The 19,402-nt window shown below is 44.9% G+C and carries 20 protein-coding genes and 3 riboswitches; of the genes, 12 read left to right on the top strand and 8 right to left on the bottom strand.

All coding sequences use genetic code 11. The features are described 5' to 3' along the window. Positions 1–66: 66 nt before the first annotated feature. The 4 genes from bglS (at position 67) to M1D65_RS19520 (ending at position 2,663) form a co-directional block, all read left to right on the top strand. The gene (gene bglS / locus M1D65_RS19535; RefSeq protein ID WP_021480986.1) at positions 67–795 is read left to right on the top strand and encodes a beta-glucanase; all 729 of its coding nucleotides are present in this window, start codon (positions 67–69) and stop codon (positions 793–795) included. 205 nt (positions 796–1,000) lie between these two features. Then, on the top strand, positions 1,001–1,201 hold the full coding sequence (locus tag M1D65_RS19530; protein WP_276354364.1) for a hypothetical protein: 201 nt from the start codon (positions 1,001–1,003) through the stop codon (positions 1,199–1,201). A 361-nt stretch (positions 1,202–1,562) separates the two neighbouring features. Beyond that, positions 1,563–2,306 (top strand): hypothetical protein, encoded by a 744-nt coding sequence (locus M1D65_RS19525; protein WP_243571685.1) that lies wholly within the window; start codon positions 1,563–1,565, stop codon positions 2,304–2,306. A gap of 69 nt (positions 2,307–2,375) precedes the next feature. Then, a complete protein-coding gene (locus M1D65_RS19520) occupies positions 2,376–2,663 on the top strand; it encodes a DUF5316 family protein (protein WP_276354362.1) in 288 nt (95 codons plus the stop codon). A 117-nt stretch (positions 2,664–2,780) separates the two neighbouring features. Here M1D65_RS19520 and citH read toward each other — a convergent pair whose 3' ends face one another. Beyond that, the gene (citH, locus tag M1D65_RS19515) at positions 2,781–4,064 is read right to left on the bottom strand and encodes a citrate transporter CitH (RefSeq protein ID WP_276354360.1); all 1,284 of its coding nucleotides are present in this window, start codon (positions 4,062–4,064) and stop codon (positions 2,781–2,783) included. Between the two features lie 200 nt (positions 4,065–4,264). Here citH and M1D65_RS19510 point away from each other — a divergent pair, with 200 nt between their 5' ends. The 3 genes from M1D65_RS19510 to M1D65_RS19500 all read left to right on the top strand — a co-directional run bounded on the left by M1D65_RS19510 (position 4,265) and on the right by M1D65_RS19500 (position 7,481). Beyond that, complete coding sequence (locus tag M1D65_RS19510) at positions 4,265–6,325, top strand: catalase (RefSeq protein ID WP_021480985.1); 2,061 nt, start codon at positions 4,265–4,267, stop codon at positions 6,323–6,325. A 49-nt stretch (positions 6,326–6,374) separates the two neighbouring features. Continuing rightward, the gene (locus M1D65_RS19505) at positions 6,375–6,665 is read left to right on the top strand and encodes a hypothetical protein (RefSeq protein WP_014478421.1); all 291 of its coding nucleotides are present in this window, start codon (positions 6,375–6,377) and stop codon (positions 6,663–6,665) included. Positions 6,666–6,809: 144 nt separating this feature from the next. Further along, entirely contained in the window at positions 6,810–7,481 is a 672-nt protein-coding gene (locus M1D65_RS19500) for a DUF3298 and DUF4163 domain-containing protein (protein ID WP_285299734.1), read from the top strand. A 41-nt stretch (positions 7,482–7,522) separates the two neighbouring features. Here the strand turns inward: M1D65_RS19500 and M1D65_RS19495 are convergent, their stop codons facing one another. After that, the gene (locus tag M1D65_RS19495; protein WP_014478419.1) at positions 7,523–8,716 is read right to left on the bottom strand and encodes a NupC/NupG family nucleoside CNT transporter; all 1,194 of its coding nucleotides are present in this window, start codon (positions 8,714–8,716) and stop codon (positions 7,523–7,525) included. Positions 8,717–8,843: 127 nt separating this feature from the next. Further along, positions 8,844–8,945, bottom strand: a riboswitch (purine riboswitch). A gap of 386 nt (positions 8,946–9,331) precedes the next feature. Between M1D65_RS19495 and M1D65_RS19490 the strand changes: the two genes are divergently transcribed. The 5 genes from M1D65_RS19490 to M1D65_RS19470 all read left to right on the top strand — a co-directional run bounded on the left by M1D65_RS19490 (position 9,332) and on the right by M1D65_RS19470 (position 13,929). Then, positions 9,332–10,180, top strand: a complete 849-nt coding sequence (locus M1D65_RS19490; RefSeq protein WP_064671765.1) for a methyltransferase domain-containing protein — start codon at positions 9,332–9,334, stop codon at positions 10,178–10,180. Positions 10,181–10,333: 153 nt separating this feature from the next. After that, positions 10,334–11,752 (top strand): GntP family permease, encoded by a 1,419-nt coding sequence (locus M1D65_RS19485; RefSeq protein ID WP_003243205.1) that lies wholly within the window; start codon positions 10,334–10,336, stop codon positions 11,750–11,752. A gap of 23 nt (positions 11,753–11,775) precedes the next feature. Next, complete coding sequence (locus M1D65_RS19480) at positions 11,776–12,492, top strand: CoA transferase subunit A (RefSeq protein ID WP_064671766.1); 717 nt, start codon at positions 11,776–11,778, stop codon at positions 12,490–12,492. After that, positions 12,489–13,139, top strand: a complete 651-nt coding sequence (locus tag M1D65_RS19475) for a succinyl-CoA--3-ketoacid CoA transferase subunit B (protein ID WP_043858944.1) — start codon at positions 12,489–12,491, stop codon at positions 13,137–13,139. Before M1D65_RS19480 ends, M1D65_RS19475 begins: the two co-directional genes overlap by 4 nt. A gap of 16 nt (positions 13,140–13,155) precedes the next feature. Continuing rightward, a complete protein-coding gene (locus tag M1D65_RS19470; RefSeq protein ID WP_014481333.1) occupies positions 13,156–13,929 on the top strand; it encodes a 3-hydroxybutyrate dehydrogenase in 774 nt (257 codons plus the stop codon). Between the two features lie 52 nt (positions 13,930–13,981). Here the strand turns inward: M1D65_RS19470 and M1D65_RS19465 are convergent, their stop codons facing one another. The 6 genes from M1D65_RS19465 to pepT form a co-directional block, all read right to left on the bottom strand. Beyond that, a complete protein-coding gene (locus tag M1D65_RS19465) occupies positions 13,982–15,118 on the bottom strand; it encodes a 5-methyltetrahydropteroyltriglutamate--homocysteine S-methyltransferase (protein WP_064671767.1) in 1,137 nt (378 codons plus the stop codon). Between the two features lie 77 nt (positions 15,119–15,195). Next, a riboswitch (SAM riboswitch) is annotated at positions 15,196–15,302 on the bottom strand. Between the two features lie 68 nt (positions 15,303–15,370). Continuing rightward, positions 15,371–16,504 (bottom strand): 5-methyltetrahydropteroyltriglutamate--homocysteine S-methyltransferase, encoded by a 1,134-nt coding sequence (locus M1D65_RS19460; protein WP_317906383.1) that lies wholly within the window; start codon positions 16,502–16,504, stop codon positions 15,371–15,373. 81 nt (positions 16,505–16,585) lie between these two features. Continuing rightward, a riboswitch (SAM riboswitch) is annotated at positions 16,586–16,692 on the bottom strand. Positions 16,693–16,757: 65 nt separating this feature from the next. Then, positions 16,758–17,246, bottom strand: coding sequence for an LURP-one-related/scramblase family protein (locus tag M1D65_RS19455; RefSeq protein ID WP_047183417.1), 489 nt, complete (start codon positions 17,244–17,246; stop codon positions 16,758–16,760). 128 nt (positions 17,247–17,374) lie between these two features. Next, positions 17,375–17,638, bottom strand: coding sequence for a hypothetical protein (locus M1D65_RS19450; protein WP_072173222.1), 264 nt, complete (start codon positions 17,636–17,638; stop codon positions 17,375–17,377). Positions 17,639–17,927: 289 nt separating this feature from the next. After that, positions 17,928–18,056: a hypothetical protein gene (locus M1D65_RS19445; protein WP_003227241.1), complete on the bottom strand. Its 129-nt coding sequence runs from the start codon at positions 18,054–18,056 to the stop codon at positions 17,928–17,930. A 104-nt stretch (positions 18,057–18,160) separates the two neighbouring features. Continuing rightward, positions 18,161–19,393, bottom strand: coding sequence for a peptidase T (gene pepT / locus M1D65_RS19440; RefSeq protein ID WP_038429865.1), 1,233 nt, complete (start codon positions 19,391–19,393; stop codon positions 18,161–18,163). Positions 19,394–19,402: the final 9 nt, after the last annotated feature.

Genomic DNA, 19,402 nt, shown 5'->3' with positions numbered 1-19,402 from the left:
TTCCCTTTTACAAGAATCATGTAAGATCAACATAGAAAACGCTTTCAATGAAAGGGGAATGCCAATATGCCTTATCTGAAACGAGTGTTGCTGCTTCTTGTCACTGGATTGTTTATGAGTTTGTTTGCAGTCACTTCTACTGCCTCAGCTCAAACAGGTGGATCGTTTTTTGACCCTTTTAACGGCTATAACTCCGGTTTTTGGCAAAAAGCAGATGGTTATTCGAATGGAAATATGTTCAACTGCACGTGGCGGGCTAATAACGTATCAGTGACGTCATTGGGTGAAATGCGTTTAGCGCTAACAAGCCCATCTTATAACAAGTTTGACTGCGGGGAAAACCGTTCTGTTCAAACATATGGCTATGGACTTTATGAAGTCAGAATGAAACCAGCTAAAAACACAGGGATCGTTTCATCGTTCTTCACTTACACAGGTCCAACAGATGGAACTCCTTGGGATGAGATTGATATCGAATTTTTAGGAAAAGACACAACGAAGGTTCAATTTAACTATTATACAAATGGTGCAGGAAACCATGAGAAGATTGTTGATCTCGGGTTTGATGCAGCCAATGCCTATCATACGTATGCATTCGATTGGCAGCCAAACTCTATTAAATGGTATGTCGATGGGCAATTAAAACATACTGCAACAAACCAAATTCCGACAACACCTGGAAAGATCATGATGAACTTGTGGAATGGCACGGGTGTCGATGAATGGCTTGGCTCCTACAATGGTGTAAATCCGCTATATGCTCATTATGACTGGGTGCGCTATACAAAAAAATAATGCCAAATGTGAAAGAGCCTGCTGCAATATAGCAGGCTCTTATGATTGTAATGAGATTGAAATGATGTCAGCCCTCTGTTGATTCATATTCTGTCATTCTACCAATCTTTCTGTTTCATTCACTAAAATCAGCTTTCTAGCCGCTGATGTCCTCTGCAAAAATGGGCTTGGCGCTTTCGGTCAATTAGAAGAAAACGTTAAGGTAATGACAATTACCGCATTGATTAATATCGAACAAATTCAATGGGCGATCACAAACGGCATAGATGAGTTCTGCTACTTCCCGTGGTCGGCCATTGACTTGATATCTAGTCCAGGCTACTTGGAACGCTACAACGGTATTTACGTGAACCAGAAAAGCTCTTCTTGTATAAAGAGCAGATTGCTGCAAACGGTGGATCATTAAAATAAAAGTCAGGCTGTTCAACCGAAACCCCTACTGTAGAACAGCCTGTTTTTTTGTGTGAATAATTGGAGATTCTATGAAGAAATTGTGGTAGTTTTTAGATTTTGGATTTATTAGTCAAGTTGGATCTTTGATTAAGTGAATCGCGCATTTTGAGAAGTTATAAAAGCGATTTCTATCATCTGAACTAAAACAAAAACAGATCCAATAAAGGGTTCTATTTTTGTTTTAGTTATTACATATAAATGGACCCGATTCCAACAATATCTTTTAAGGTAATTTTAAGGATTTACCTATATAAAAAGTGGTACTATTAAATAGTTGTTAAATATATCTATAAATTTCAAAAAGGTGGTACACAATGAAAGTATTAAAGTCCTGTATTTTAACTTTACTCGCAATTACTATCATTCTGTCCTTAAACATCAACTCAGCAGTAGCTGCTGAAAGGACAGATGAATTTAAAGTAGTAAAGAAAAACAAAGAAATTACCGATCCTTCAAAATTGTTAGATAGAGCAAAAAAACATATTTTAGAAGATACGGATAAAGTAAAGCAAAAACGAGGAACAGGAACTTTCTCAACACAATCAGTAGACTTTAAAAACAACCAGAAAACATATGAAACTTCTCAACTATTAGAAACCAAAACAAATAACAAAGGCGAAAAAATCGAAACATATAACTTTACAACGTTAGCGGTAAGTGACGGTAGTGGGAGCTATTCTGATGAGAAATGGGATTCTACACATGGAGCAAAAGCATATCAAACAGTAAAATACCAGAAGTACAGAGGTTCTGGTGGAAGAATTTATTACAAACTTACAAAAGTTTCTGGAGGCTGGAAAATTAGTGATTGGCACTATACAGCATCTGGCATGAAAGTTGGATTTGCAGCAATAGGAGTAACTGAAAGTCATGGTGTAATAAACAAAGCTAAATATCAATATCCTAAGGGTTTGACTTATAGCTATACTCCACCATCATGGTATCCTATTGCCAGAACTGGGGTTAGCGCAAGTAAATTTGGAGCTACATCTTATATTAAACTGAAAAAATCAGGCAGTAAATCTTGGGAACTTTTCTTAAACAATCTAATGTGGTAAGTGTTATAATAAAAAAGCCTCTATGAGGCTTTTTTTATAACCCTAATACTTTAGAAAAGGACGATTTCAATGAAATTTTTAATTTTAGGTGTAATTTTGGCAGCAGTTGAAGGCGTTATTGGTTACCTTTTTAGAGGAAATATATCTTATGAATCAATATTTGGTACAGTATCAATTATTATAATAGGGATAGCTGTTTTAATCTCAGGATTAGCGGTAAGTGGTGATAGACAACGAGCAAACCATTACTCTGAAACAAAGGAAAACAGACAGTTTAGAATAAAAAACACGTTAAATTTGATAATACTCGCGATACCATCTGTTATTGTTGTAATTTTCCTACTCAGCACAAAATAAAAAAGCTCCTTTTAAGGATGCTTTTTTATTTTGTTTATTATTTTTCTAAATGAACCGTCACCTCTAGTTTTTTCTTATTATAATCTTTTAAACAGTGAATTTTCAGCACTCAAAAGTTCAAGAAAACGAAATAATCCCAATCAAAAGCGCCGCAATCGTCATCACAATCGTTGTTCCCACGGCCCATTTAATAGTGAATTTTTGATGGTCGCCAAAGCTGACGCCTGCCATTCCTACCAAAAGATAGGTGGAAGGCACAAGCGGGCTGAGCAGATGCACAGGCTGCCCCAGCAAGGAGGCCCTTCCGATTTCAGCGGCGTCTATTCCGTAAGCGGAAGCGGCTTCGGCGATGATGGGAAGGACACCGAAGTAAAAGGCGTCATTCGACATGAAAAAGGTGAAGGGCATGCTGACGATCGCAGTGATCAACGGCAGGTGCGGGCCCATGGCATCAGGGATGAGTGAAACGAGAGAATGCGCCATGGCATCGACCATTTTTGTGCCGGAGAGAATGCCTGTGAATATGCCCGCAGCAAACACCATTGAGACAACGTTTAACGCATTACCCGCATGCGCCGAGATTCGTTTCTGCTGCTCTTTGACATTTGGATAGTTGACCATCAAGGCGACGGCGAACGCAGTCATAAAAAGAACAGGGAGCGGCAGCAGGCTGGTGATCAGTGCGGCCATCAGAGCGACAGTCAGCAGCAGGTTAAACCATTGAAGAGCGGGGCGCTTGAGCGGTGCGGCCTCCGGATCGGAAGACGGTGCGTGATCAATCGAAATGACGCCGAGCCGCTTCCGCTCTTTCTTTCCGAGGATATAAGCAACGGCGATCACCCAGAGAATGCCGGCGATTATAGCGGGAATCAGCGGCGTGAAGACCTCTGACGTGTCCAATTTTAAGGAAGCCAAAACCCTCGCAGTCGGCCCGCCCCACGGGATAATATTCATAACCCCCGAACCGAGCATCGCTATTCCCGCTAACACCAAACGGTTCATGCCGAGCCGTTTGTAGAGAGGCAGCATCGCTGCAATGGTAATCATATAGGTTGTTGTCCCATCTCCGTCCAGCGAAATGGTCATGGTCAGAACCGCTGTGCCTACGGCGATTTTTAACGGATCTCCTTTGACAAACGATAAGATTTTGGCAATGAGAGGATCAAACAGGCCTGAGTCAATCATAATGCCGAAATACAGGATGGCGAATAACAGCATGATACCGGTAGGGGCGAGGTCTGTAACGCCCTGAATCATCATCTCGCCGAGATCTTTGCCAAATCCGCAGATCAGGGCGAACACAATAGGAACCACAATCAAAGCAATAAGAGCGGAAAGCCGGTTAGACATAATAAGGTACATAAAGACAATCATCATCACAAAACCGAGTATGGCAAGCATGATATGACCTCCCCTATTCAACAGCTTTTTTGGTAAGCGCTTCCATCCTTTCTTTCTGTGAAGAAGGCTTATTTCAAATGTGTATGACCGCATATTTATATGTAGACCAAAAATCCTAATGAGCGGATTAGCAGTTTATATGAAGAACGCCACGGGTAAATGTGCTGTAGAATGTTTCGTTTTAAAAAGGGGGAACAGACATGAGTGATGACCAAAACAAACGTGTAAATGAACACTCAAAGGACGAGCAGCTTGAGCAGTACAGGACCGATAACAGCGGGAAGAAAATGACGACAAACCAAGGCTTGCGGGTGTCAGAGGATGAGCATTCGTTAAAAGCCGGGGTTCGCGGCCCGACGCTGATGGAGGATTTTCACTTCCGGGAGAAAATGACGCACTTTGACCATGAGAGGATTCCGGAGCGCGTTGTGCATGCGCGCGGATTTGGCGTGCATGGCTTTTTTCAGGTTTACGAACCAATGACGGAATATACACGGGCCAAATTTCTTCAGGACCCTTCGGTGAAGACACCGGTATTTGTCCGTTTCTCTACGGTTGCGGGTTCTAAAGGCTCCGCAGACACGGTGCGGGATGCCAGAGGCTTTGCGACAAAATTTTATACTGAAGAAGGAAACTATGACCTTGTGGGAAATAACATTCCGGTGTTTTTCATTCAGGACGCAATCAAATTTCCGGATTTGGTTCACGCGTTTAAGCCTGAGCCACACAATGAAATGCCTCAGGCCGCGACTGCCCATGATACGTTTTGGGATTTTGTCGCCAATAACCCTGAGTCTGCCCACATGGTGATGTGGACGATGTCTGATAGAGGCATCCCCCGCAGCTACCGAATGATGGAGGGCTTCGGCGTGCACACGTTCCGTTTTGTCAATGAACAAGGAAAGGCACGTTTCGTGAAATTTCACTGGAAGCCGGTGCTCGGCGTGCATTCTCTCGTATGGGATGAAGCGCAGAAAATTGCAGGGAAAGATCCGGATTTCCATCGCCGTGACCTGTGGGAAACAATTGAAAACGGCGGCAAGGTTGAATACGAGCTCGGCGTGCAGATGATTGATGAGGAAGATGAATTCAAGTTTGATTTTGATATTCTTGATCCGACTAAGCTGTGGCCGGAAGAGCTTGTGCCGGTGAAGATCATTGGGAAAATGACGCTGAACCGCAACCAGGATAATGTGTTTGCGGAAACAGAACAAGTCGCATTCCACCCGGGAAATGTCGTGCCGGGCATCGACTTTACAAATGACCCGCTCCTGCAGGGACGGCTTTTCTCTTATACAGACACACAGCTCATCCGTCTTGGCGGTCCGAACTTCCATGAGCTTCCGATTAACCGGCCTGTATGTCCATTCCATAACAATCAATACGACGGCTATCACCGGATGACGATCAATAAGGGACCTGTCGCTTATCATAAAAACTCTCTGCAAAACAATGATCCGTCGCCAGCGACAGCTGAAGAAGGCGGCTACGTCCACTATCAGGAAAAAGTCGAGGGCAAAAAAATCCGCCAGCGAAGCGACAGCTTCAACGATTATTACTCACAGGCGAAGCTTTTCTGGAACAGCATGTCTCCTGTGGAGAAACAGCACATCATTTCTGCTTTCTGCTTCGAGGTCGGGAAGGTCAAAAGCAAAGACGTACAGCGGCAAGTCGTTGATGTCTTCAGCAATGTCGATGCAGATTTAGCAGAAGAAATCGCCAAAGGAGTAGGCGTGGCGACGCCCGCGAAGCGTAAAGCATCTAAAGAAATTCTTACTTCGCCTGCGTTAAGCCAAGCCCGTACAGTGAAAACTGCGTCAACAAGAAAAGTCGCTGTACTCGCCGGAAACGGATTTCATGAAAAAGAGCTGCAAACAGTGCTGGAAGCCTTAAAGCAAGAAGGAATCACAGTGGATATCATCAGTCAAAATCTGGGGTATATGACAAGCGGCAGCGGACAGCAGCTTGAGGCCAGCGGCACGTTCCTGACGGTTGATTCTGTTCTGTATGATGCCGTCTATGCCGCAGGGGGGCTGGAGTTAAAAGACAACAAACAAGCGATGGCGTTTATCAGAGAAGCTTACAATCACTACAAGGCGATCGGTGCGGCAAATGAAGGAATTGACCTTCTTCAATCCTCTGTCGGGACAACAGAGGGACCAGGCATCGTAACGGCTGAAGAAGAACCTGACTACACCGCTTTCAGCAAGGCATTTATCGATGCGATTGCTGCTCATCGCCATTGGGATAGACGAATTTGACCGGCTCCTGTATCTTTAAGGAAGATACTTTTCATAAGGAGCATGGCAAATGAACGAAAAACAGCTAGCTGAAGCTTACGAACGCGATGAAAATATGATGATTTTGGTGTTTGCCCAATGGTGCGTGAACCATGATCTTGATCCGATGGAGCTGTACGCCAAAGCGTATCCGCAGCAAAAGCTGAATGAAAGCTTGAAAAAAACCATGGACGATCTGGTCGTGCCAAAACACGAAGCAGAGCACATTCCGGACCAGACTGTCATTGCGGTATTAGAGATGTTCGGAAATACAGATTTGGCACAGGCCGTTCATGAAGCGATTTCTGGGCGCAAACAGTAAAAAAAGAGACATCCTGTGTCTCTTTTTTTATTGGAAAAATCATGCTGTTAGACCTAGAAACTTCTTTCAATTTAATCAGTCTATAAAAGTGTGTATTGCTTAAATAAGGGAATGTTAAACAACGACATCAAAGGAGGAGATCGTATGAAATGGAATAACATGCTGAAAGCAGCGGGGATTGCAGTCTTGCTTTTTTCCGTAGTTGCATATGCGGCCCCATCTCTAAAAGCAGTTCAAACGAAAACACCGACTGTCAGCACTCATACGTACAAAAAGATCAAGGAGTTAACGTATCCACAAGTGCATCACGTCGGGAATGCCGCGTTTGAAAAGAAAATCAATCAAGAGCTGGAAGCCTACATTGAACAATCGTATCAGGAATACATGAAAAACAAAAAAGCAGGCGAACAGCAAGGCTTTAAAACGGAATATCAAACATCCTTCAGCGTCAAATACAATGCGGCAGGCAAGCTCAGCATTCAAACACTCAATTATATCTATTCAGGCGGCGCCCACGGTTTAACGTCTGTCCAGTCCTTCAACTATGACTTGAAAGCACAAAAGCGGGTGACGCTGGATCAGATTTTGAACACCAATACAAAAGTCAGCAAAACGAGAGATTACCTATATAGCTATATCAAAAAACACGATGAGCTGTTTTTCCCTGATGTTAAGAAAGAGGATATAACCCTAAACAAAGACACAATGTTTTACTTTACGGCAAACGGGATCGCCATCGTCTTTGGTCAGTATGACTTGGGGCCTTATGCAGCGGGAATCCGGGATGTGCAGGTGCCAGCCTCTATTTATCAATAATGAAAAGAGCCATATCCGAAAAGGGATATGGCTGAATGTTTCTACCACACAAACAGGCCGACAATCGCAGCACTTAATAAAGATACCGCAATTCCGCTGACGAGCAGTTTCCACACGTTTCTCCCGATGACCGTTGACTTTTCTCCGTCAAGGATCGAATTGTACGTGCCGTAAATCATGCCGACCGTACTGAAGTTTGCAAAGGACGTCAGGAATGTCGTCGCCACCGCAACGGTGTGAGGCGGAAGGGATTTGAGATTGTTTTTCAAGTCAAGCATCGCAACAAACTCGTTCGTTGCTAATTTCATGCCCATCAGCTGAGCGACATACATCGCATCGTGCACTGGCAATCCAAGCAGGAATGCGAACGGACTGAACAGATAAGCAAAAATCGTCTGGATGGTCAGGCCGTGTACGAAAACGCCAAGAATGCCATTAACTGCTGACGTTAATGCGACATATCCGATCACCATTGCCAAAATAACGATCACCATGTTCATGCCGACAAGCATACTGTTAGAAATCGTAGAGAAAAAGTCTTTCTTCTCTTCTTTAGGCGGTGTATAGATGATATCTTCATCCTCCGGCACGTGAACAGGATTCAGCAGGTTTGCGATAATCAGCGCGTTTAAGCAGTTCAAAGGAATGGCTGTAAACACGTATGTCGCAGGCACCATTGAAAGATAAGATCCGATAATGGAGCCGCTGATGCTGCTCATGCTCATTAAGCCGAATGTGAGCAGGCGGTTGTTGCTTAAAACCGTTAGCTGCTGGCGGATAACCGCAAGTGCTTCGGTATTTCCAAGAAACATCATTTGAATAGAGAAAAAGCTTTCTAATTTCGGCAAGCGGGAAGCCTTTGAAATCACCCATCCGATTTTATCAATCAGCCAAGGCAAAATGCCGAAATACGTTAAAATATCAAAGAATGTGACGATAAAGATAATTGGAAGAAGCGCACTAAAGAAAAAGTCTACTGTTTCATTCGCCATCACTGACGGAAAGGCAAACGCGATACCGTCACTGGCGCAAGCAATTAGCCAAGTGAAGAAATCACCGATTTTACCGATGGCCCAGCTTCCGACTTTTGTTCCCAGCATAAACCAAGTAATCAGCAATTCCAGAACAATTAACGTCATGATCGGGCGCCACTTGATTTTCTTTTTCTGCGGAGAACATAGGAATACAACTGCCATAATCACAATGAGACCGACAAGGTTTAGTAAAAAGTACATGATAGCAACTCCTATGAGGGTTATTATGGAAACAAAAAAAGCTCTTATCCTTCACAAATTCTGGAAGTGCAGAAAGTGTGAAAAATAAGAGCAAACAGAAAAGAACTTGTCCTTTTCAACTCGTTCAAATTTATTCAAACTTTCTTGTAGTCTAGTTTTTTACGGTTACTAGGTAGAAACAATCAGACCATATTACTGATCATATACAAGAATGTCTTTTTCTAAGATGATAGCAGTATTTTATCCTTTCACTTTTTGAAAATCAACCTTTTTAACTATTTTCACAATAATAAAATTTATATTCTAAAATGAGAAAATAAAGGAAAAACATGTCGGATTGCTATGCTGATATGATGTTGGCGGGATACCAGCATGTCAGTACTGATTTTTCCTCACCATAAGATTCCAGCTCCTGGAGATTTGTTGTATGATGGAAATGGGGAAACCCATACAGCAGAAAGGGAGTTTTTTTCATGATTATCCAATTCATTCGTTATAGATAATGACAGGTGTAGACAAACTGCCAGACCTGGCCAATTTTTGAGATAGGCCTAGGTTTATTTGTCTATGCCTTTTTCATTTATCTAAAAATGAATGAATGGGGTGTTTTTTATCATGAAGCGAACAGTTGATTTCAGCATGTTTCGATGCCCGCTCTGCGATTCTTCTATGGATGCGGCATCAGGGAAAAGCTTGATTTGTACAGAACGAGGACATACATTTGATTTATCTCGGCACGGCTACGTGAACTTTCTGACGAAGCCGGTCAAAACCAGTTACGGTGCTGAGCTTTTTGAAGCGAGGAGCAGGCTGATTGGAGAATGTGGTTTTTTTGAGCCGCTCCATGATGCGATTGCAGAACTCATCAGTCATCCCAAATCTGGTCATGAGGCATTTACCATCCTGGACAGCGGTTGCGGTGAGGGTTCTCATTTGAATGCGCTTTGCGGGTTTGATTATGCAGGGAAAGCAGCGGTAGGAACCGGCATCGATCTTTCGAAAGATGGGATCTTAAAAGCTTCTAAGGCATTCAAAGATCAGATGTGGGCGGTTGCCGATGTGGCGCGTGCTCCTTTTCATGATCGCCAATTTGATGTTGTGCTGTCTATTTTTTCCCCGTCCAATTATGCAGAGTTTCATAGACTGCTGAAGAATGATGGCATGCTCGTAAAAGTAGTGCCGCGAAGCGACTATTTAATAGAATTAAGGCAATTTTTATATGCTGATTCACCAAGGCGCACGTATTCCAATGCGGCAGCTGTTGAGCGTTTTACAGCACATGCGGCGCACAGCCATCCTGTCAGGCTGCGCTATGTAAAATCACTTGACCAGCAGGCGATCCACTGGCTTCTCAAGATGACGCCGCTTGCCTGGTCGGCGCCGAAAGACCGAGTCAGCGTGCTGAAAGAGATGAAATCAGCCGATATTACGGTTGATGTTGATATCCTAGTAGGAATGAAATGAATGGCAGAGGAAAGCTCCGAAAAAAGGAGCTTTCCTTTTTTAATCGGAATAGTTGGCCCACGCTTCTCGTACATATGGAAAGGGGACGGAAACAGCCGATGCGGACAGGTTTTTGTAAACGCTTTCTAGTTCGCGGAAACGGGGGATGTGTGTGTGGAACTGATCATCATTCTATTGGCGTTAGGTTTGCTGATGTTTACGGCGTATCGGGGATTTTCTGTCATATTGTTTGCGCCGATTTGCGCGTTATTCGCGGTGCTGCTGACAGATCCAAGCCATGTGCTTCCTTTTTTCTCATCAATTTTTATGGAGAAGATGGCTGGTTTTATTAAATTGTATTTCCCAGTGTTTTTGCTCGGTGCCATTTTTGGAAAGGTCGTTGAAATGGCCGGGCTTGCGGCATCAATCGCGAAAACAATTGTCCGGCTTGTCGGGGCAAAAAGAGCGATACTTGCCATTGTGCTGATGGGCGCTGTCTTGACGTACAGCGGCGTCAGCCTGTTTGTTGTCGTATTTGCCGTATATCCTTTTGCGAAAAACATGTTCCAAGAAGCAAACATACCAAAACGCCTCATCCCGGGAACGATTGCTTTAGGGGCTTTTACGTTTACGATGGACGCACTTCCGGGAACGCCGCAAATCCAAAATGTCATCCCGACGTCGTTTTTCAAAACAGACATTTATGCCGCCCCTTGGCTGGGCTTGATGGGCGCAGTGATTGTGCTGGCAGCTGGGATGCTCTATTTGGAATCAAGGCGGAAGAAAGCGCAGGCATCTGGCGAAGGCTATGGCGGTTTTGATTCGCAGAATGCTCCTGCTCCTGAATCGATTGAGTCCGCGGCTGAACCGGACAAAAGCCCGATTCGGCACGCGCTTGCCTTTGTCCCGCTTATTCTCGTTGGTGCAGTGAATAAATATTTCACCATTTACCTGCCAAAGTGGTATCCGAATGGATTTGATTTTTCTTCCATAGGATTAAAGGAGTTCGGCAGGCTTGATATTTCTTCAGCGGCTGCTATTTGGTCGGTGGAGATTGCTTTAGTGATTGGCATCATCACAACGATTTTATTTGATTGGAGAAGTGTGTTTGCCCAATTGAAGGAAGGGCTGAATGAAGGAATTGGCGGCGCCTTGCTGGCATCTATGAATACGGGTGCCGAGTACGGGTTCGGCGGCATTATCGCCGCGCTGCCGGGGTTTCATAAGCTGAGCAGCGGAATTTCACATACTTTTACCGATCCGCTTGTAAATGGCGCCGTTACGACAACTGCGCTGGCGGGAATCACCGGCTCGGCTTCAGGAGGAATGGGCATTGCGTTAAGCGCGATGTCAGAACAATACTTACAGGCGATTCAGGCTTACAATATTCCGCCAGAGGTGATGCATCGGGTCATTTCAATGGCATCAGGCGGGATGGACACACTGCCGCATAATGGCGCTGTTATCACGCTTCTGGCCGTGACGGGTTTGACACACCGGCAATCCTATCGCGATATTTTTGCGATCACGCTCATTAAAACGGCTGCCGTATTTGCTGTGATCGCGATTTACAGCCTGACTGGTCTAGTGTAGAAGAAAACGAAAGGGGCATCAATATGGGAAAAGTGCTGTCATCAAGCAAGGAAGCTGCGAAATTGATTCATGATGGGGATACGCTGATCGCGGGAGGATTTGGGCTGTGCGGCATCCCTGAACAGCTTATTTTGTCTATAAGAGATCAGGGAGTAAAGGATTTAACCGTTGTCAGCAATAACTGCGGAGTCGATGACTGGGGGCTTGGTTTGCTTTTGGCTAACAAGCAAATCAAGAAAATGATCGCTTCCTATGTCGGTGAAAATAAAATTTTTGAGCGGCAGTTTTTAAGCGGAGAGCTTGAGGTCGAGCTTGTTCCCCAAGGAACGCTCGCTGAGAGAATTCGTGCAGGCGGTGCAGGCATACCGGGATTTTATACGGCGACAGGCGTCGGCACCTCCATAGCCGAGGGAAAAGAACATAAAACATTCGGCGGCAGGACTTATGTGATGGAGCGAGGCATTACCGGCGATGTGGCGATCGTCAAAGCGTGGAAAGCGGACACCATGGGCAATTTGGTTTTTAGGAAAACGGCGAGAAATTTCAATCCCATTGCCGCCATGGCAGGCAAGATCACGATTGCCGAGGCGGAAGAAATCGTGGAAGCAGGAGAGCTCGATCCAGATCACATCCATACGCCGGGAATTTACGTACAGCATGTCGTGCTTGGCGCGAGCCAAGAAAAACGGATTGAAAAACGAACAGTTCAGCAAGCATCGGGAAAGGGTGAGGCCAAGTGAAGGAAGCGAGAAAACGAATGGTCAAACGGGCTGTACAAGAAATCAAGGACGGCATGAATGTGAATCTCGGGATTGGAATGCCGACGCTTGTCGCAAATGAGATACCCGATGGCGTTCACGTCATGCTTCAGTCGGAAAACGGCTTGCTCGGAATTGGCCCCTATCCTCTGGAAGGAACGGAAGACGCGGATTTGATCAATGCGGGAAAGGAAACGATCACTGAAGTGACCGGCGCCTCTTATTTTGACAGCGCTGAGTCATTCGCGATGATAAGAGGCGGGCATATCGATTTGGCTATTCTCGGCGGAATGGAGGTTTCGGAGCAGGGGGATTTGGCCAATTGGATGATCCCGGGCAAAATGGTAAAAGGGATGGGCGGCGCCATGGATCTCGTCAACGGGGCGAAACGAATCGTTGTCATCATGGATCACGTCAATAAGCATGGTGAATCAAAGGTGAAAAAAACATGCTCCCTTCCGCTGACAGGCCAGAAAGTCGTGCACAGGCTGATTACGGATTTGGCTGTATTTGATTTTGTGAACGGCCGCATGACACTGACGGAGCTTCAGGATGGTGTCACAATTGAAGAGGTTTATGAAAAAACAGAAGCTGATTTCGCTGTAAGCCAGTCTGTACTCAATTCTTAATGGGAAGGTGTTTGACATGAGAAAACAAGTCGCCTTGGTGACAGGGGCTGCCGGCGGAATCGGATTCGAAATGGCAAGAGAATTCGCCCGGGAAGGTGCCAGCGTCATCGTTTCAGACCTCCGTCCGGAAGCATGTGAAAAAGCAGCCTCCAAGCTTGCAGAAGAAGGCTTTGACGCGGCGGCCATTCCGTATGATGTGACAAAGGAAGCGCAAGTTGCTGATACGGTGAACGTCATCCAAAAACAATACGGCCGCTTGGATATTCTGGTGAACAATGCCGGTATTCAGCACGTCGCTCCGATTGAAGAGTTTCCGACAGACACCTTTGAACAGCTGATCAAGGTCATGCTGACGGCCCCCTTTATTGCAATGAAGCATGTTTTTCCGATCATGAAAAAACAGCAGTTTGGCAGAATCATTAATATCGCGTCTGTTAATGGATTAGTCGGCTTTGCAGGGAAATCCGCTTATAATAGCGCCAAGCACGGCGTCATTGGACTCACAAAAGTAGGGGCGCTGGAAGGCGCGCCCCACGGCATTACAGTCAATGCGCTCTGCCCGGGTTATGTCGATACCCAGCTTGTACGCAATCAGCTTAGCGATCTATCGAAAACTAGAAATGTCCCTTACGACTCTGTACTTGAACAAGTCATTTTTCCGCTTGTGCCGCAAAAGCGACTGCTTTCCGTCAAGGAAATTGCGGATTATGCCGTGTTTTTGGCAAGCGAGAAGGCGAAGGGCGTCACTGGGCAGGCTGTCGTCCTTGATGGGGGCTACACCGCACAGTGACATAAAAAAACACACTTGCTCCGCTAGGGAATCAAGTGTGTTTTTTCTTTGCTTATTTCCAAACATCATTAGCGATCTCAACCACATGGCGGAGCTTCGCCCATTGCTCTTCTTCAGTCAGCTTGTTGCCTTCCTCAGTTGAAGCAAATCCGCATTGAGGGCTGAGGCAAAGCTGGTCTAAGCTTACATAACGGGACGCTTCTTCGATACGGCGTTTCACGTCATCCGGATTTTCAAGCTCACCGAATTTAGATGTCACTAAGCCAAGAACAAGCTGAAGATCAGACCGTTTTACATAACGGAGCGGCTCAAATCCGCCTGAGCGTGAATCATCATACTCTAAGAAAAGTCCGTCAAGATTCAAGCCGTCAAAAATGGTTTCGGCTGCTGCGTCATAGCCGCCTTCCGCTGTCCAAGTGGACTGGAAGTTGCCGCGGCAAATATGCATGGTTACCGTCAAGTCATCCGGGCGGTCTGCAATCGCGTCGTTAATCGATTTCGCAAACAGCTGGCGAAGCTCATCAGGCGTTGTTCCGAACGCTTCGATTTGTTTTAAGCCTTTTTCTGATAAGAAAACGGCCCACGCTGTATCATCAAGCTGGAGGTAGCGGCAGCCTCTGTCATAAAACGCTTGAATCGCTTTTTTATATGCTTTGGATACATCATGCTGGAAAAGGTGATAGTCGTTTTTGTATGCACCTTTTTCCAATTTCCCGCGGAAAAACAGCATATTCGGGCTTGGAATGGTCATCTTTGGCGTCGCGTCACCGGCAATGCTATGGAGAAATGAGTAATCTTCAAGCATTGGGTGAGTTGAAAAGTCGATATCGCCTGTGACTTTAATGCCGCGTGCTTTTGTCTGTACGTTATGGAATTGAATGCCTTGCTCAGGAGTAAACGGCTCAACGCCATCTAAGTTTTCCAGGAAATCAAAGTGCCACCATGCTCTGCGGAATTCACCGTCTGTCACGACGTTCAGGCCGGTTTCCTTCTGTTTTTCCACAATGCGGATGATTTCATCGTTTTCAATTTGGCGAAGCTGCTCTGCGGTCATTTCGCCGGCCGCTTTTTGCAGCCGCGCTTTTTTGACGGGCTCAGATCTTAGCAGGCTTCCGACTTGATCCGCGCGAAACGGCGGTTTTTTTCTTTGAAGTGATTTTTGTTCTGCGGGTGTTGTTTGTTGTGACATGTTGTCCATTCCTTCTTTCCATTCAAATGTAAAAAAGCTCTTCCTTTGGATAAGGAAGAGCTTGCGTGACAATCTCAACCTTATCTTCAAGAGCAATCATTGCTCTAAAGGATTTAGCACCATTCTGTTAAACAGCGGTTGCCGGGTATCGCAGGGCCAGTCCCTCCACCTCTCTTGATAAGGAAAACCTTTTTATGAAATTTTCTGATAGTATCTATTATTCACACATTTTCTATTTCTGTCAATGATAGATTATCTCCACACATCGTTGGCAATGTCGATGACATGGCGAAGCTTTGCCCATTGCTGCTCCTCTGTCAGAAGGTTGCCTTCTTCTGTAGAGGCGAAACCGCACTGCGGGCTCAGGCATAGCTGGTCCAAGCTGACAAAACGCGCGGCTTCATTGATACGGCGTTTCACATCTTCAGGATTTTCAAGCTCGCCGTATTTCGATGTGATCAAGCCGAGCACAATTTGCAGATCCTTGCGCTTCACAAAACGGAGCGGATCAAAGTTTCCGGAGCGGTCATCATCGTATTCCAAGAAAAGGCCGTCAAGGTTTAAGCCGTCCAAAATCGTTTCCGCTACAGCGTCGTACCCTCCTGATGCCGCCCAGGTTGAGCGGAAGTTGCCGCGGCAAATGTGCATTGTGATCGTTAAATCGTCAGGCCGGTCTGCGACGGCATCGTTAATTGTTTTAGCAAATATGGCTGGCAATGTTTCTGGATCACCGCCGAGCGCCCGGACAACCTCTCTGCCTTTTTCCTCAAAGAAGAGAGCCCATGACGTATCATCGAGCTGGAGATAACGGCAGCCAGCATCATAGAAGGCTTTGATTGCTTTTTTGTATGCTTGGGCCAGGTCATGAAAATATTCCTCTTGATCGTCATAAATCCCTTTATCCGCCTTTTCGCCAAAAAACAGCATATTTGGGCTGGGAATGGTCAATTTTGGCGTCGCGTTACCGGCAATCTCATGTAAAAATTGATAATCAGCAAGCGCTGGGTGGCTCGTAAAATCGAGTTTTCCCGTCACTTTGATGCTGCGCGCTTTCGTTTTTGTGTTATGGAACTGAATTCCCTCAGCCGGAATGAACGGTTCCACACCGTCAAGTCCTTCTAGGAAGTCATAATGCCACCAAGAACGCCGGAATTCCCCGTCTGTTACCACGTTGAGACCGATTTCTTTTTGTTTTTCCACGATGCGGGTGATCTCTTGATTTTCGATATCACGAAGCTGTTCCGCTGTCATCTCACCAGCCGCTTTTTTTTGCCGGGATTCCTTCACCGGAACGGAACGAAGCAAACTGCCGACATGATCGGCGCGGAAAGGTGCTTTGTGTTGTTTTTCTGTTTTTTGTCCTGCAACATTCGTTTGTTGAGCCATGTTATTCGCCTCTTTTCTGAAATAATGAGCATGTAAAAAGCTCTTCCTTTGTGAAGGAAGAGCTTGAACGATCAAATCTCCGCCTCATCTGCAAGAACGCAATGTTCTTAAGGATTTAGCACCATTCTGTTTGAAACAGCGGTTGCCGGGTATCATAGGGCCAGTCCCTCCACCTCTCTTGATAAGGTACAACTTCATATTCAGATTTCAATTATCTTAATATTATTACTTTTGCATCAATTGTCAATGCTTTTTAGAAAATACTTTCATCTTCATCGTTATATAAAACCATATCAAGCACGATAGCGATGGCAGTGCAAATCAGAACATCTTCCTCGTTTGCAATCTGCAAGTGATAGGAATCACCCCAACTGAGCCACTTTTTGCTCACTGACATCCGGACACTTTCCCCGTCCGTCAGCTGGAATTCATCCCTCCATAAATCACCATCGATTTCCCAGTTAAGCCCGGAAATCACAAATTTCGGTTTGAAAAACGTTACTTTCTTCGTTACCTCACAAACTGTTTTCCCGCCAATTGAAATCTCATAGCGCGGCAATAAAGACATTAGTTTTTGTTCTATGGAAACGAGCGTTTTCCCAGATGAGTCTGTCATTTGTAATGAGTCTCCTAACGAGAAAAAACGCCCCTCCACCTTGAATGTTTCTTGTTCATCCCGGTCATAAATGTGAAATGCATCTTTAAATGAGAACATTTTTTGTTTCATAAATAACTCGATCATTGCTGAAGTCTCCTTTGGGTTTGCCTTGTATGAAATTACGGATAGGTGGCGAAAAGGTTTCAGGCTCTAAATCAAAACAATTTTAAAAGGCTGCGTGATTCAGCAGCCTTTTCATTTGAAATATAGAATTAGGAAAGATGCATCCGGCGTTTTTGGCGGATGGCGTCAAGGTCGATTAGGTTGTTGTGATGAGGTGCGGCTGCTGGCAGAGGGCTTGTCTTTTGCGGTTTGCGGCGATTGTCCTTGCTGAAAGAAAAAAGAAGATAGCCGCATAATGCGATGATAATAAATAGGATCATATTACATACCTCCCAAAAAAAGTTTTGGTACTCTCTATTGTACGGATAAAAAGTCAAAAAGTATTCAAAAAATTCTAAATCAATAAATAACAAGAAACTGTCCCTCTAAAACAGTATAACCTGATGACCTGAAAATAGTCTTGAATCACGCTGTTTGCTCTTGTTGATGATTGGTTCTATAGTTACTATCGACGATAAAATAAATTCCTTTATATAACTTTTAACCTAAGTTTGCGTAATTCGAATTGCCTGTTTTTGGGTGCTGTATTCTTGCTTGTTTGGTTTATACCCTATTTTGCGGAATTGAACACAAAAAACCCAAATTACGGAGCATTTGGGCGGTACGGGTGAATAGGGATTGTATTTAGGGGATTTGAATGTTTTATTTGAAGAAGCGTTTGAACATTTTTCTGATTTTTTGAAATGGGCTGGATTTCTTTTGCATGTTAAGCGGCCTGGAAATGATCCATTTTTTCAAGAGACTCTTTGCAGCGATTGCATGTTTTGTCATTGTTTTTCCTCCTCATTTGTTGATACTTGTTTTACGGAGGACGCGTTTAAAATGTTTCATTTTCACACAAAAAAGCCAGTCCTTTTTTGGACTGGCTTTTGGCATTATGCTTGCGCTTCAAACTGCTTTGCAATCTCAACGATGACATTTACGGCTTTGACCATGTTATCAACTGAGATGTATTCAAATTTGCCGTGGAAATTTTCCCCGCCTGTAAAGATGTTTGGCGTCGGAAGCCCCATGTAGGACAGCTGCGATCCGTCGGTGCCGCCGCGGATGGGAGAAATCTTCGGTTCGATGCCGAGGTTTTCCATCGCTTGCTTGGCAATGTTGACGATTTCGATGACAGGTTCAATTTTCTCTCTCATATTGTAGTATTGGTCGTTCATATCCAGCAGAATCCGGTCTTGCCCGTATTCGTTTTGAAGTTCTTCAACGGCACGCTTCATTGTTTCTTTTCTGTTTTGGAAATTCTCTTTGTCAAAGTCTCTGATAATGTAGTGGAGCTTTGTTTCCTCTACGTCTCCTTGAATCGACAGCAGGTGGTAGAAGCCTTCATAGCCTTCCGTATATTCAGGCGCTTCGTCTGCCGGCAGCAGGCTGTTCAGCTTCATCGCGATTTTCGCAGAGTTGATCATTTTTCCTTTAGCTGTTCCGGGATGTACGTTGTTGCCTTTAATCGTAATTTTTGCGGCAGCGGCATTGAAGCTTTCATATTCAAGCTCGCCGAGCGGCCCGCCGTCAACCGTGTAGGCAAAGGATGCATTGAACCGTTTCACATCAAATTTGTGCGGCCCTCTTCCGATTTCTTCATCAGGCGTAAAGGCGACTCTGATTGTGCCGTGCTTGATTTCAGGGTGTTTGATGAGGTAATCCATGGCTGTCATGATTTCAGCGATACCGGCCTTATTGTCTGCGCCGAGAAGGGTGGTGCCGTCTGTGGTGATGAGTGTATGGCCCTTATAGCCGGACAGCTCAGGAAATTGATCAGGTGACAGGGTGACCTGCAGCTTTTCGTTAAGAACGATGTCTTTTCCATCATAGCTTTCGATGATTTGCGGATTCACGTTTTTGCCGGTAAAGTCTGTAGCGGTGTCGACGTGAGCGAGAAAGCCGATTGTCGGCACGTCTTTTTCAGTGTTGGAGGGAAGAGTTGCCATGACATAGCCGTTTTCATCAATGGCTGCATCCTGCATGCCGATGGACTTCAATTCATCAACGAGCATGTTTCCTAATGTCAATTGGCCGGGTGTGGAAGGACAAGTGTCAACGGATTCATCGGACTGTGTGTCGACTTTTACATATGTAGTAAACCGTTCAATGATTTCTTCTTTCATTTCCAATCA

It is taken from the genome of Bacillus sp. JZ39 (genome assembly GCF_053903145.1).
The sequence above is the reverse complement of the archived record's forward strand: the minus strand, read 5'-3'. Positions and strand labels throughout refer to the sequence as shown.

What these genes read in the sequence shown, in the direction of transcription:
- bglS (WP_021480986.1), top strand. Translation starts at nt 67, where the DNA reads ATGCCTTATCTGAAACGAGTGTTGCTGCTTCTTGTCACTGGATTGTTT.
- pepT (WP_038429865.1), bottom strand. Translation starts at nt 19,393, where the DNA reads ATGAAAGAAGAAATCATTGAACGGTTTACTACATATGTAAAAGTCGAC.
- M1D65_RS19465 (WP_064671767.1), bottom strand. Translation starts at nt 15,118, where the DNA reads ATGTCACAACAAACAACACCCGCAGAACAAAAATCACTTCAAAGAAAA.
- M1D65_RS19455 (WP_047183417.1), bottom strand. Translation starts at nt 17,246, where the DNA reads ATGATCGAGTTATTTATGAAACAAAAAATGTTCTCATTTAAAGATGCA.
- M1D65_RS19460 (WP_317906383.1), bottom strand. Translation starts at nt 16,504, where the DNA reads ATGGCTCAACAAACGAATGTTGCAGGACAAAAAACAGAAAAACAACAC.
- M1D65_RS19445 (WP_003227241.1), bottom strand. Translation starts at nt 18,056, where the DNA reads ATGACAAAACATGCAATCGCTGCAAAGAGTCTCTTGAAAAAATGGATC.
- citH (WP_276354360.1), bottom strand. Translation starts at nt 4,064, where the DNA reads ATGCTTGCCATACTCGGTTTTGTGATGATGATTGTCTTTATGTACCTT.
- M1D65_RS19510 (WP_021480985.1), top strand. Translation starts at nt 4,265, where the DNA reads ATGAGTGATGACCAAAACAAACGTGTAAATGAACACTCAAAGGACGAG.
- M1D65_RS19470 (WP_014481333.1), top strand. Translation starts at nt 13,156, where the DNA reads ATGAGAAAACAAGTCGCCTTGGTGACAGGGGCTGCCGGCGGAATCGGA.
- M1D65_RS19520 (WP_276354362.1), top strand. Translation starts at nt 2,376, where the DNA reads ATGAAATTTTTAATTTTAGGTGTAATTTTGGCAGCAGTTGAAGGCGTT.
- M1D65_RS19505 (WP_014478421.1), top strand. Translation starts at nt 6,375, where the DNA reads ATGAACGAAAAACAGCTAGCTGAAGCTTACGAACGCGATGAAAATATG.
- M1D65_RS19490 (WP_064671765.1), top strand. Translation starts at nt 9,332, where the DNA reads ATGAAGCGAACAGTTGATTTCAGCATGTTTCGATGCCCGCTCTGCGAT.
- M1D65_RS19525 (WP_243571685.1), top strand. Translation starts at nt 1,563, where the DNA reads ATGAAAGTATTAAAGTCCTGTATTTTAACTTTACTCGCAATTACTATC.
- M1D65_RS19480 (WP_064671766.1), top strand. Translation starts at nt 11,776, where the DNA reads ATGGGAAAAGTGCTGTCATCAAGCAAGGAAGCTGCGAAATTGATTCAT.
- M1D65_RS19530 (WP_276354364.1), top strand. Translation starts at nt 1,001, where the DNA reads ATGACAATTACCGCATTGATTAATATCGAACAAATTCAATGGGCGATC.
- M1D65_RS19495 (WP_014478419.1), bottom strand. Translation starts at nt 8,716, where the DNA reads ATGTACTTTTTACTAAACCTTGTCGGTCTCATTGTGATTATGGCAGTT.
- M1D65_RS19500 (WP_285299734.1), top strand. Translation starts at nt 6,810, where the DNA reads ATGAAATGGAATAACATGCTGAAAGCAGCGGGGATTGCAGTCTTGCTT.